Here is a 12,903-nt window from a genome sequence, read left to right as displayed (position 1 = left end):
AAATATGGATATATCTAAAATACAAAACCAGCTTAAAAAATTTGCAATTGAAAGGGATTGGGAGCAGTTTCATACCCCCAAAAATTTATCTATGGCTCTTAGTGTTGAGGCTTCAGAGCTTGTTGAGATTTTTCAATGGCTAAAGCCAGAAGAATCTAATTCTCCTAATCAAAAGCAGATTCAAGAAATTAATAGTGAGGTGGCAGATATTGCGATGTATCTTCTGCGTTTTTGCAGTATCTTAGAAATTGATATTGAAGAAGCAATTAAGAATAAATTAGAGAAAAATGCTGAAAAATATCCAGTTAATTTATCAAAGGGCAATGCTCAGAAATACAATCAACGAGAAGATTAGTTATATTTCAACCTTATAACATTCGTATGGCTTGCCAGTTGAAGGCTGAAGATTAATATAATCATTAGACAGGACAATAATCTCTTCAGATCTTTTATCGTTAAGAGTAAATTGTTCTTCCATATTAAAATACTCATCAAGCCATGGATGGTTCCTATTAACAACTTTAATAGAATCAATCATACTGACTAAGCTTTGATCATTAATTTCCCATACTCCAGTTCCAAGGGCACTATAATTCACTTTAACTGTATTCTCTTCGATTGGAAAGTCAACAATTAGTTGACCAAAACTATTCCAGGTACCATCTTTCTTGTATCTTATAAATTCTAAAGCGGTATACCCAGGCCAAGTATCTTTACAAATCCAGTTACCAAGAATTTCAGTTTCATAAAAACGAGGAGACATTGCTGCTGAAGCAGAGGTGTTTAAAACTAGAGCTGCAAGAATGGTCAGTAAGTATTTCATAATGCGCAGTTTAGATTAGTTTTTGACAAGCCTATGTGAATTATTGATGAATTTTAGAAGAATTTATCATTTTATTTTTATGTTCATCAGCCATCTTTACAATTTTATTGCTAACAGTTTCTTGAAAAATAAATGGCAAAATAGAGTGAATGAGCGCAATAATTAAAAGCCCTAAAAGTGTAAGACAATATTTCCATGCCCCCCAGAGATGTTGAAAGTAGTTATATCCAAACTCATTGGGGTGTTTAGTAAAAATATTATTCATATAAGTATTATCGAAGTTTATTTAATTTATTAAGTATAAAGAATTGGAGTAACAAGGTTAAATTTTTTAAATATTTGTAATAAAATAAAATTTTTTGAATAAATTACTATCCACATATAGGATAAGAATAATGCCTAAAGTTTTAACAAAAAAACAGATTGAGCAGTATCATGATGAAGGTTTTATATCTCCAATAAGAGTTATTTCTGAAAAAGATGCCTTATCTATTAAAATTCAACTTGAAGAAGTAGAGGCGCAATACCCTGAAGAAATTAATTCAGAGAGTCGCAATAATTTACATCTCTCATTTGCTTTTTTAGATGCGCTCGCCCATAACACAACCATAGTAGACGCAATAGAAGATCTTATTGGCCCTGATATTGCTCTTTGGGCGTCGGTTATGTTTATTAAAGAGCCCTCCTCTAAACAGTATGTTAGTTGGCATCAAGATGCAACTTATATGGGCCTTGATAGCTTTGATTTTCCAACACCATGGATTGCGCTAAGTCCTAGCAACATAGAGACAGGCTGTATGACGATGATCTCAGGTAGCCATAAATCAGCAATACAAAAACATGAGGATACTTATGCAGATAACAATATTCTAACAAGGGGCCAAGCTATTAAAAATGTGGATCAAAGTAAGACCGTTGATCTAATATTGAAGCCTGGTGAAATGTCGATTCACAATGGAGCTATCATCCATGGATCACAGCCTAATAATAGCAATCAAAGAAGGATTGGTTTTTCACTTCAATCGTATGTACCGCCATCAATAAAGCAGGTAGTTGGAAGGAATATATGGACTCATATTAGAGGACGAAAGAGGCAAGATATGAATAGTATTGAGCTAGATCGCCCAAGATACAATATGGATCCTTTAACAGTCAGTCAGCGAAGAGTTGCTGAAGAAAACTTATCTGAAATACTTTATAAGGGCGCGAAGATTAAGCGTAACTACTAAATATAGTTTTCTAGCCAGCTAAGAATTTTTTTAACTCCACTATTCGTCTGAGACGAGCTCAAAATATCTCCAAGAACGCCATGCTGTGATGAGTCATCAGTATTTGTAAGTATTGGATTGTGAATAGAGACATTATTACCCATTTTAGAAATTATTTTACGAGTTGCTTTTGCTGATACGACTTGATCATCATCTGAAAAATAAAATAATACTGGTTGTTTAATCTTAATATGCTTAACTTTATAGGCTGCAACAACTGAGTCCTTTACTGCAAATAATGCTTTTATAGGATAGCTTGTCGTCCAACATCTTGCATGATCTGCATTTCTTGGGACGAAGGAGTATTCTTTTCCAAAAATGAAGGGGATAAAGCACTCAGCTCCAGGAATTCTAAGAAGTTGTCCAAAAAAAGATTTTGGTCCAAAATTAGGGGATACATAAATAATTGCTAAAGCATTTTCTGTATATTGAAGATTGGCATGGATTAATGAACAGCCTGTAGAACAACCAATTAAGATAAGGCTATCCCCAATTGCATTACCAATATCAATAGCTTCTTTTGTATCTATCATCCAATCATCAAAGGTAGCCTCAGCTAAGGCTTCACCATCTAGACCATGCCCTCTAAGCCTTGTAAAAAAAATATTTGCATTGAGCTCTTTGCCAAGCATTTCAATAACTGGATCAAGCTCTGCTCTGGTTGCTGAAAAGCCATGAATAAATATAAGACTAATTTTTGTCTTCACTTTATTTTGATTTGCCCAAATAATCTTTTTTTCAGTATCTGGACGGATATTTAGAATCTCATTTTCACTATCTTCGATGAGCTTATCTAAAGAATTAATATTGATCATTTACTTAACTTACTTTTTTAGATGGATGAATTATATCTCGAAATATATAAAAATCTTGCAATTAATTTTGTATACATAAAGATTACTTTAATTAATACATAAAGTATACAAAAAGTGTATACTTCATATTAGTTAGTAAATTAATAAATCTTTAGATGGGTAAATACGTAACAAAAAATCAAAAAGAGGATGAAAAGAGAGTGGTTAGCGTAAGAATTCGCAGACCTATTTTTGAGGCGTTTAAAGGAGCTGCAACTGCTGCAGAACAGTTTGGATATAGCATGACTCTTTCAGGCGTATTTGAAACAGCTATGGAAGATGCAATTTCTGAGTTTAAAGATATTAGTGGTGTTGATTATCAAGATCTCACTTCATCAAAGCTAAGTAAGAAATGGGATAGCAAGTACAAGGCTTCCTTAAAAAATTCTAAAGGAAAGCTCAAAAAGCGTGGTACGTAAATTAACTGTAATTAGGAGTGATAGTCAATGTCAGAAAGTAGTGTGATTAATAAATTAAAAGATTTAAGAAAAGATTTAGATAAAGAATCTAAATTTCTTCAAGAGCAAATGGAGCTTCCATTAAATGGAGATGAGATGAAAAATTCTCGGTCAGATAATAATTCTATGCAGCTTAATAAGGGAGTTATGTTCTCTAAATGGGTCAGAAAGTTAACGACACAATTTGAATCGGTTGATCCATTCTATAAATAAATTATAATTACAAGTTAATTTGTTTCCTTGGAAAGTTCCAACTAATAAGTGTGCTGGCAACCCCAGACATGATTAACAAACCTCCCAATATCATTGAGGAAGTCAATTTTTCATCAAGAAGAACTATTCCTGCAATAATTGAGGTAATTGGAAGTAGCATCAAAAAGGGCGATACTTTGCTTACATCCACACTGCTCAATAAGTGATACCAAACGCTATAACCTAATACAGTCATAATCAATGCTAAGTATAGAATTATTGACCAGTCAGTGAAACTAGCAGTTGTTATTGCAAGCCACTGTCCATTTTCAATTAGTAAAGATGCTACAAACATTTGTGGGGTGGCCATAATTGCAACCCAGGCTAATATGGTAATTCCTGAAAGATCTTTAAGTCGGCTAATCATTATCTGTGCGACCGCCCATACAGCAGAGCCAGCAATTAATAATATAACACTGTCAAGGTGACCATCTAGTCTAGGCTCTCCTGCAATTATCAGGACGCCAATAAAAGCAAGCCCCATTCCTAATACCCTAGTAATACCAAGTTTTTCCTTTAATAGAAATGCCCCCATAATTGCTAAAATTGGACCTTCAAGCTGAACTAGAATTGCTGCAGTAGAGGCATCAATACCTTTGAGGCCATTGTAGGTAAGACCATATTGAATAGTTGAGCCAATAAGTGCAACAACAAAAATTTCACGCATATAACCCCATGGTGGCTTTGTAAACCAAACAAGAATTAAACCTGCAATACCAAAGCGAATTGTCATGATAAGGAGAGCTGGAAACTGCTCCATTCCAATTTTGGCTAGAGTAAACCCTAAGCCCCAAGTAATAGGAACAATAAGGGCTAATAAGATTTGCTTAGAGTTCATTTTGATTTATACAAAAAAAGGAGGTCAATTATGACCTCCTTTTAATAACTAAAAGATTTTATTTTATTTATCTAGATTTCATAAAAAAGCCAATTGCAAAAAGAGCCGTTATCACAGTGCTAATCCAGTCCATAGCTGTACTCAGTACTAATACGGCCAATGGCAATTTTTTTAGAAGCCATTTAGAAAAAATAAAAGTTAATTAACTCCAGCCAGTAACAACTTTGACCTCAATAAACTCATTGAAGCCATGCTCGCCTCCTTCTCTTCCAATTCCAGAATGTTTGTATCCACCAAATGGAGAGCCAAGAGCTAAACCTTTACCATTAACTTCTACGACACCTGAGAGAAGCTTTTTTGAAACTCTTTTAGCTCTTTCTTGATCCTGAGTTTGAATATAATTTTCTAGACCATAAGGTGTATCGTTTGCAATTTTAATTGCCTCTTCTTCAGTATCGAATGGAATCATTGAAAGGACAGGACCAAAAATCTCCGTTCGAGCAACTGTCATTTCGTTATTGACATCGGCAAATATAGTGGGCTTTACAAAGTAGCCTTTCTCAAGGCCCTCAGGTTTTCCAGTTCCACCAATAACTAAGGTTGCATTTTCATCAATTCCTGCTTGAATAAGTGTTTGAACTTTATCATATTGAAGCTGAGAAACAAGTGGACCTAGGTGTTTGCCTTCTTTTGATGCTATGTCAGTCTTAGTTGCAATAGCTGTTTCTTTTGCAATTTCAACAGCCTTATTATATATTGACCTTTCCACGAGCATTCTTGTTGGAGCATTACAAGATTGACCAGTATTGTTAAAACAATGCCTGACGCCTCTTTTAACTGCTTTTTCATCTGCATCGGCAAAAACTATGTTTGCACCTTTTCCACCAAGCTCTAATCCAACTCTCTTAAAGTCATCAGCAGCATTATGAGAAATTAGTGCGCCAGCTCTGGTGGATCCAGTAAAAGAAACCATATCAACATCAGGGTGGGAAGTTAACTGACTTCCAACACCAGTACCATCCCCATTAACAAGGTTAAATACTCCAGCAGGACAGCCAGCTTCTTCAAGCATTTCAGCAAAAATCATGGAATCTAGGGGTGCAATTTCAGATGGCTTTAAAACTACAGTACAGCCAGCAGCTATAGCTGGAATAACTTTAAGAGCAACCTGACTAATTGGCCAGTTCCATGGGGTAATTAGTGCGCAAACACCTTTTGGCTCATAAATTAATTGATTGTCAGAATCATCAAGTTGCTTTTCAAATTCAAACTTTCTAAGTTGGTTAAGAAAATCTTCAATTGCTTGAGTGCCACTAGGAGCTTGAGATGATTTAGCAAAGTCGATAGGTGCTCCCATTTCCATTGAAATTACCTCAGCCATTTCATCCATTCTTCTTTCATAGATTGCATAGAGCCTTTCTAATAAAACAATTCTATCAGCTTTTGTTGAGATAGACCAAGAAGGAAATGCAGACCTTGCTGCAGCTATTGCTGCATCGGTATCTGCTTGAGAGCCAAGAGAGATAACCGCGCAAGCTGTTTCATCAGAAGGATTGATGACGTCAAAGTCATTTTTAGATGATGGTTCAACCCATTGTCCATTGATATAGAATTTTCTTTTATCTAGCATAATTTATCTCCAATTAAGATTAGTAGAGGTTATCTTAAGAAATTTTTGATGTCAAGCAAAAATATTTAAGCAATTGTATGTTTAGATGCTTGCTAATTTCTCAACTGATAATTTAATGTTATCCATGCTGGTTGCAAAAGATAGCCTAACGTAACCTGGCGCTCCAAAGGCAGAGCCTGGGACAACAGCCAAACTAAGTTTTTCAAGACAATAAGTTGAAAACTCAACGTCATCTTTAAGACCAATTCTTTCAATTAATCCTTGAACTTTAGGAAAAGAATAGAAGGCTCCACCAGATCTTGGGCACTCAATTCCATCTATAGCATTCAAACTATCAACAAGAAACTCATGGCGACGCTCAAAAGCCTCAACCATCATTGATATGAATGACTGCTCGCCTGTAATTGCTTCAAGAGCGGCAGCTTGAGAAATTGAGCTTGGATTAGAGGTTGACTGCCCTTGAATTTTTTTCATGGCTTTAATTACTGTTTCAGGTCCAGCAGCATAACCAATTCTCCAGCCAGTCATTGCATAGGCTTTAGATACACCATTAAGAATTACAACCCTATCTTTAAGCTCTGGACACGCCATTGCAATATTTACGAAATCATCATCACCCCACCTTATATGCTCGTATATATCATCGCTTATAGTAAGAACTTGAGGGTATTTTTTCAAAACCTCACCAAGGGCTTTAATTTCTGATTCACTATAAACTGAGCCTGTTGGGTTAGAGGGGCTATTAAGAACAAAAAGTTTAGATTTATCCGTGATGCTAGCTTCTAATTGATCTGGAGTTATTTTAAAGTCTTGCTCTAAGCCAGCCTCAATAAATACAGGAGTAGCATCAGCAAGAATAGCCATGTCAGGATATGAAACCCAGTAAGGAGTTGGTATGATGACTTCATCACCTTCGTTAAGGATTGCTTGACAGAGGTTATAAAAAACTTGTTTACCACCACAAGAAACCATTACTTCATTTAAGGAATAATCTAATCCATTCTCTCTTTTAAATTTTTCACAGACTGCTTTTTTTAGTTCTGCAGTTCCGTCAGCTGGGGTATATCTTGTATCTCCAGAGCCAATTGCAGTAATAGCCGCTTTTTGAATATTTACAGGAGTATCAAAGTCTGGCTCACCCGATCCCATTGAAATTATTTGTATTCCTTGTGACTTTAATTCTTTGGCTTTATCGCTGACAGCCATAGTTGCAGAAGGTTTAACTTTTTGTACACGATTTGATAGGATAGTTGACATTTACTGTGCTCTTTAAATGGTTTAAAATTAAGGGTTTTATTTTAATCAAAAACTGCCGATAATGGCCAGAAAATTTCAACTGAAATCGAATTTTTCACCTAAGGGTGATCAGCCAAAAGCTATTCAAACGTTACTAGACGGAATTGAGGCTGGAGAGAAGTATCAAACGCTCGTTGGTGTTACGGGCTCAGGCAAAACATTTACTCTTGCAAATGTTATAGAGAAGAGTCAAAAACCGAGTCTGATTATGGCTCCAAATAAAACTTTAGCTGCTCAGCTTTATAGTGAAATGAAAGAATTCTTTCCTAACAATGCTGTTGAGTACTTTGTGTCTTATTATGATTATTACCAGCCAGAGGCCTATGTTCCTGCTTCAGACACATTTATTGAGAAAGATGCTTCAATAAATGAACAGATAGAGCAGATGAGACTTTCCGCTACCAAATCACTTCTTGAGCGCAAAGACGTAATAATTATTGCAAGTGTTTCCGCTATCTATGGTCTTGGAGATCCTGAAAGTTATATGAAAATGCTGCTTCATTTAACTGTTGGGGAGGTTGCAAAGCAAAGAGAAATTCTTGCGACATTGTCAAAGATGCAATATTCAAGAAATGACATTACATTAATCCGAGGTCATTTTAGAGTTAAGGGTGAGGTAATTGATATATTTCCAGCAGACTCTGAAGAGCGAGCAATTCGAATAGAGATGTTTGATGATGAGGTGGAAAGCCTTTCATGGTTTGATCCATTAACAGGAGAAAAACTAAAGTCTCTTCAAAGGGTTACTATTTATCCAAAGACACATTACGTTACCCCTAAATCAACCATATTAAATATCCTTGATGATATTAAGGTTGAGCTTGGCTTAAGGAAAAAAGAACTACTCTCTCAAAATAAATTAGTTGAAGATCAAAGACTTTCTCAAAGAGTAGCGCAGGATATGGAGATGATGAGAGAGCTAGGTTATTGCTCAGGCATTGAGAATTACTCTCGCTATTTATCTGGAAGGAAGCCGGGAGAACCGCCACCAACCCTGTTTGATTATATGCCCGAAGATTCATTAATTATCTTAGATGAGTCCCACGTTACAGTGAGCCAAATAGGGGCAATGTACAATGGTGATAGGGCTAGAAAAACAACGCTTGTAGACTTTGGTTTTCGCCTGCCATCAGCTCTAGACAATAGACCACTTAGATTTGAAGAATTTTCTGAAAGGCTGAACCAGTGTATTTTGGTTTCAGCAACTCCAGCAAAATTTGAATTAGAGATGTCAACTATTATTGCTGAGCAAGTTGTCAGGCCAACTGGATTATTAGATCCAGGCATTGTTATTAAGCCCGTTGAAACGCAGGTTGATGATTTACTATCTGAAATTCATAAAAGGGTTGCTGTAAAAGAAAGGGTCTTAGTGACAACACTGACTAAGAAGATGTCAGAGCAGCTCAGTGACTACTTAAATGATCATAATGTAAAAGTAAGGTATCTTCATTCTGATATTGATACTGTTGAAAGGGTAGAAATCATTCGAGACTTACGTCTTGGTGTTTTTGATGTTTTGGTTGGGATAAATCTTTTAAGAGAAGGGTTAGATATTCCAGAGGTATCTTTAGTTGCAATTTTAGATGCAGATAAAGAAGGTTTCCTTCGCTCAGAGCGATCTTTAATACAAACGATGGGAAGGGCTGCTCGAAATATTAATGGAAGCGTTATCTTATATGCTGACAGGATTACTAACTCAATACAAAGAGCAATGGATGTTACATCTGCAAGAAGAGACAAGCAGGAGGCCTATAACAAAAAACATGGAATAATACCCATGGGCGTTGTGAAGCCGATTGTTGATATTTTAGATACAGACCTTTCAGCGTCTGATATTGATGATTTAATATCTGAAACTATTCAAGTAAAATTATCTCCTGTTCAGCTCTCCAAAGAACTAAAGCGACTTGAAAAAGAGATGTATAAGTTTGCTGAGGATTTAAAATTTGAGCAGGCAGCAGACACTAGAAATCAAATAAAACGATTAAGAGATGGGCAATTTAAATAATATGACATTAAATATTACTGAGATCTTCTACTCGCTTCAAGGAGAGGCAAGAGAGGTTGGAATTCCAACTGTATTTGTTCGACTTACTGGGTGCCCATTAAGATGTAATTATTGTGATACTGCGTATGCATTCAAAGGCAACAATCCTTTATCAATTGAGCAAATATTAGCTGAGATTTCAAAATATAAATCTCACTATGTATGTGTTACGGGCGGAGAGCCAATGGCGCAAAGTAATTGCCTTGGTTTGCTGGATACTTTGATAGAGAAGGGATACAAGGTGTCAATGGAAACAAGTGGCAGTATTGATATTTCAAGGGTAAATAAAAATGTATCTATTGTGATGGATCTTAAAACGCCTTCATCAACAGAGCAACACCAAAATAGATATGAAAATATTGCGCTTTTAGAAAACAAAGATCAGCTCAAGTTTGTTATCGCTTCAAGGTTAGATTTTGATTGGTGTTGTAGTATTTTAAAAGACCAAGAAATTTTATCAGATGTCCTGTTTTCACCCGTTTATGAAAGCTTAAAGCCCGCACAATTAGCAGATTGGATCTTAGAGAAACAACTTAATGTTCGACTTCAGGTGCAACTTCATAAGATACTTTGGGGTGACGAAAAAGGAAAATAGTTAACCTTTAAAATCTCTAGTCTGGAAGTATAAATTAGTAAGCTTCTAAGTAGAGAGGGTTCCTTCAATTCTAGCCTTTGCTTTATCAATTGCGACATGATAGTGAGGGTCTTCAAGGACGTTGACCTCGACTAAATGTTTTGCTGTTTTTAGAAGTAATCTGCACTCTTCACTAAGATGAACTAAATGTAGGGTTTTCCCTGCTTTTTGGTAACGATCAGCAAGCTTGTCAATTGCTTCAATTGCAGAGTGATCTATCACTCTTGAGTCCTCAAAATCTATGTAAACATTTTCAGGGTCTTCTTTGGGGCTAAAAATCGCATGAAAAGTATTGATTGATGCAAAAAATATTGCGCCATGGAGTCTGTATGTCTTTTTCCCATCTGACTCAACTTCTTCAACAGACTGTATTTTTCCAGCAGACTCCCAGGCATATGAAAGCGCGGACATAATAACGCCAGTTATGACTGCAAGTGCTAAGTTATCTGTTAATACAGTTATTACTGCAACTGATATTCCAACAATAATATCGGGCATTGGAACCTTGCCAAATAATCGAAATGAGCCCCACTCAAAAGTGCCAATTACGACCATCATCATGACGCCAATTAGAACCGCAACTGGAATCATTTCTATGTATTTAGAAAGATAGAGTATAAAAAATAGTAGTACCACAGATGCAACTATTCCAGAGAGTCTTCCCCTTCCTCCAGACTTAATATTAATCAGACTTTGCCCGACCATTGCGCAGCCACCCATTCCGCCAAAAAGACCTGTAACCGTATTGGCAACGCCTTGTCCAATACATTCACGATTTGGCTGACCTGTAGTTTCTGTTAAATCATCAATTAAGTTAAGTGTTAATAAGCTTTCAATAAGCCCAACTAAAGCCATAATCATTGCGTAAGGAAAAATAATTTTAAGCATCTCAAAATCAATTGGCACATTGGGTAAATGAAATGGAGGAAATACACCACCAATAGGCGCAATATCCCCAACTGTCCTAGTATCAAGCCCTAAAAATAATACAGCCACTGTTCCAATTACAATTGCAACTAGAGTTGATGGAACTGCGCGAGTTAATCTTGGTAAGAAATGAATAATTGCCATTGTAATTGCAACAATTACTAGCATTAACATTAAAGGGGTTCCAGTAATCCACTCGCCGCCAACTTTAAATTGTTTAACCTGCGCTAGAAAAATGACAATTGCTAGGCCATTTACAAAGCCTAGAAAAACTGGGTGAGGAACAAGTCTTATAAATTTACCCATCTTAAATAGACCAAATACAATTTGAATGAGCCCAGTTAACACGACAGCTGCAAATAGGTACTCCACCCCATGAATGGCAACTAAGGTCCCAATGACAACTGCAATAGCTCCTGTAGCGCCAGAGATCATTCCAGGCCTTCCACCTATGATTGATGTAATGAGCCCAATAGTAAAGGCGGCATAAAGCCCAACTAGTGGGTTTAATCCTGCCAAAAGGGCAAATGCAACAGCTTCAGGGACCAATGCTAATGCTACTGTCAGTCCTGACAAGATATCGTTTTTTGCGTTACTGGGAACGCGCTTATGAATGAGCTTAAACATTATTTCCTTTTAGGTTAGGTTGTAACTAAGGCTTTTCAGCAGGAATTGACGGGGTAGTTGAAGATACATCAGCATTTTGAGCGCGATGTCTAAGTGCATGATCCATTAATGTAATTGCTAGCATTGCTTCTGCTATTGGGGTTGCCCTGATACCGACGCAAGGGTCATGTCTGCCAGTGGTGCTAATTTCTGTTGCTTTACCCTTTTTGTCAATGCTATCTGCAGTAAGTCTTATGCTGGAAGTTGGTTTTAGCGCAATAGAAACTAAAAGGTCTTGACCAGAGCTGATACCACCAAGTATCCCTCCAGAGTTGTTTGACGTAAACCCTTCAGGAGTTATTGGATCTCTATGAAGCGAGCCTTTTTGATTGACAACACTAAATCCAGCACCAATTTCAATACCTTTTACAGCATTGATGCTCATCATTGCATGAGCAATATCAGCATCAAGTCTATCAAAGATCGGCTCGCCAAGTCCTGTAATCATTTTGCTAGCAACGATGTTGATTCTTGCGCCAATTGAATCACCTGACTTTCTAAGGTTATCCATATAGTCTTCTAGTTCATTTACTTTGCTAGCATCAGGACAAAAGAAAGGATTGTTATGAACCTCCTTCCAGTCAAAATTTTCAAAAGAAATTGGCCCTAGTTGGGCTAAGTACCCACGAATTTCAATGCCATATTTTTCTTTTAGGTATTTTTTAGCAATGCCGCCAGCTGCGACTCTTATTGCAGTTTCCCTAGCAGAAGAGCGGCCACCACCACGGTAATCTCTAATTCCATATTTCTGTTGATACGTGAAATCTGCATGACCGGGCCTAAAAGAGTTTGCAATTTTTGTATAATCCCTTGGTCTTTGATCAGTATTTTCAATCAAAAGGGCAATAGGGGTTCCAGTAGTTACACCTTCAAAAGTTCCAGATACTATTTTGATGGTATCCGACTCTCTTCTTTGAGTGGTGTGTCTTGAACTTCCTGGCTTTCTAAGATCTAAATCACCTTGAAGATCCTCTTCTTTAAGCTTCATCCCTGGAGGGCAGCCATCTACAATGCCTACAAGAGCATCTCCATGACTTTCACCAGCGGTTGTTAGTGTGAATAGTTTTCCAAATGAATTGCCAGACATTGCCTATTGATGTACGTTACTTAGATGGCGGATATTATACCAGTGACAGCTTATATTTCGAATAAGATTAATTCAGTCGATAGTTAAAGAACTTCTTGTAGAAGGTATTGCTAACTATTAAAT

14 protein-coding genes are annotated in these 12,903 nt (G+C 36.6%); 6 read left to right on the top strand and 8 right to left on the bottom strand.

Features of this window, described 5'->3' with window-relative positions:
• Positions 1 to 4 precede the first annotated feature (4 nt).
• Positions 5 to 355 carry a nucleotide pyrophosphohydrolase gene (locus tag ABXT44_RS05675; RefSeq protein WP_416677277.1) on the top strand — a complete coding sequence of 117 codons (351 nt, stop codon included), beginning with the start codon at positions 5 to 7 and terminating at the stop codon, positions 353 to 355.
• Here ABXT44_RS05675 and ABXT44_RS05670 read toward each other — a convergent pair whose 3' ends face one another.
• Positions 356 to 823, bottom strand: coding sequence for a hypothetical protein (locus tag ABXT44_RS05670; protein WP_416651087.1), 468 nt, complete (start codon positions 821 to 823; stop codon positions 356 to 358).
• A 40-nt stretch (positions 824 to 863) separates the two neighbouring features.
• Positions 864 to 1,088 (bottom strand): DUF6356 family protein, encoded by a 225-nt coding sequence (locus ABXT44_RS05665; protein ID WP_416677273.1) that lies wholly within the window; start codon positions 1,086 to 1,088, stop codon positions 864 to 866.
• A gap of 130 nt (positions 1,089 to 1,218) precedes the next feature.
• Here ABXT44_RS05665 and ABXT44_RS05660 point away from each other — a divergent pair, with 130 nt between their 5' ends.
• Positions 1,219 to 2,052 carry a phytanoyl-CoA dioxygenase family protein gene (locus tag ABXT44_RS05660; RefSeq protein WP_416686280.1) on the top strand — a complete coding sequence of 278 codons (834 nt, stop codon included), beginning with the start codon at positions 1,219 to 1,221 and terminating at the stop codon, positions 2,050 to 2,052.
• On the opposite strand, the gene ABXT44_RS05655 is transcribed toward ABXT44_RS05660, so the two are convergent.
• The gene (locus ABXT44_RS05655) at positions 2,049 to 2,906 is read right to left on the bottom strand and encodes an alpha/beta hydrolase (protein ID WP_416686279.1); all 858 of its coding nucleotides are present in this window, start codon (positions 2,904 to 2,906) and stop codon (positions 2,049 to 2,051) included. The genes ABXT44_RS05660 and ABXT44_RS05655 overlap by 4 nt on opposite strands.
• Before the next feature lie 155 nt (positions 2,907 to 3,061).
• Between ABXT44_RS05655 and ABXT44_RS05650 the strand changes: the two genes are divergently transcribed.
• On the top strand, positions 3,062 to 3,364 hold the full coding sequence (locus ABXT44_RS05650; RefSeq protein WP_416686278.1) for a hypothetical protein: 303 nt from the start codon (positions 3,062 to 3,064) through the stop codon (positions 3,362 to 3,364).
• A gap of 27 nt (positions 3,365 to 3,391) precedes the next feature.
• The gene (locus ABXT44_RS05645; protein ID WP_416686277.1) at positions 3,392 to 3,616 is read left to right on the top strand and encodes a hypothetical protein; all 225 of its coding nucleotides are present in this window, start codon (positions 3,392 to 3,394) and stop codon (positions 3,614 to 3,616) included.
• A gap of 7 nt (positions 3,617 to 3,623) precedes the next feature.
• On the opposite strand, the gene ABXT44_RS05640 is transcribed toward ABXT44_RS05645, so the two are convergent.
• The 3 genes from ABXT44_RS05640 to ABXT44_RS05630 all read right to left on the bottom strand — a co-directional run bounded on the left by ABXT44_RS05640 (position 3,624) and on the right by ABXT44_RS05630 (position 7,380).
• Complete coding sequence (locus ABXT44_RS05640) at positions 3,624 to 4,493, bottom strand: DMT family transporter (RefSeq protein ID WP_416686276.1); 870 nt, start codon at positions 4,491 to 4,493, stop codon at positions 3,624 to 3,626.
• Positions 4,494 to 4,695: 202 nt separating this feature from the next.
• On the bottom strand, positions 4,696 to 6,123 hold the full coding sequence (locus ABXT44_RS05635) for an aldehyde dehydrogenase family protein (protein WP_416686275.1): 1,428 nt from the start codon (positions 6,121 to 6,123) through the stop codon (positions 4,696 to 4,698).
• 81 nt (positions 6,124 to 6,204) lie between these two features.
• Positions 6,205 to 7,380 carry a pyridoxal phosphate-dependent aminotransferase gene (locus tag ABXT44_RS05630; protein ID WP_416686274.1) on the bottom strand — a complete coding sequence of 392 codons (1,176 nt, stop codon included), beginning with the start codon at positions 7,378 to 7,380 and terminating at the stop codon, positions 6,205 to 6,207.
• Between the two features lie 61 nt (positions 7,381 to 7,441).
• Between ABXT44_RS05630 and uvrB the strand changes: the two genes are divergently transcribed.
• Together uvrB and queE are read left to right on the top strand one after the other, a co-directional pair.
• Positions 7,442 to 9,427, top strand: coding sequence for an excinuclease ABC subunit UvrB (uvrB, locus tag ABXT44_RS05625; protein ID WP_416686273.1), 1,986 nt, complete (start codon positions 7,442 to 7,444; stop codon positions 9,425 to 9,427).
• Positions 9,411 to 10,061, top strand: coding sequence for a 7-carboxy-7-deazaguanine synthase QueE (gene queE / locus ABXT44_RS05620; protein WP_416686272.1), 651 nt, complete (start codon positions 9,411 to 9,413; stop codon positions 10,059 to 10,061). Before uvrB ends, queE begins: the two co-directional genes overlap by 17 nt.
• A gap of 45 nt (positions 10,062 to 10,106) precedes the next feature.
• On the opposite strand, the gene ABXT44_RS05615 is transcribed toward queE, so the two are convergent.
• Together ABXT44_RS05615 and aroC are read right to left on the bottom strand one after the other, a co-directional pair.
• Positions 10,107 to 11,654 (bottom strand): SulP family inorganic anion transporter, encoded by a 1,548-nt coding sequence (locus tag ABXT44_RS05615; RefSeq protein WP_416686271.1) that lies wholly within the window; start codon positions 11,652 to 11,654, stop codon positions 10,107 to 10,109.
• 25 nt (positions 11,655 to 11,679) lie between these two features.
• Entirely contained in the window at positions 11,680 to 12,780 is a 1,101-nt protein-coding gene (gene aroC / locus ABXT44_RS05610) for a chorismate synthase (protein WP_416686270.1), read from the bottom strand.
• Between the last annotated feature and the right edge of the window lie 123 nt (positions 12,781 to 12,903).

Source organism: Candidatus Pseudothioglobus sp. Uisw_041, assembly GCF_048087625.1.
Lineage (GTDB): Bacteria > Pseudomonadota > Gammaproteobacteria > PS1 > Pseudothioglobaceae > Pseudothioglobus.
Note: the sequence above shows the minus strand (reverse complement) of the source record. Positions and strands in the feature narration are given on the sequence as shown.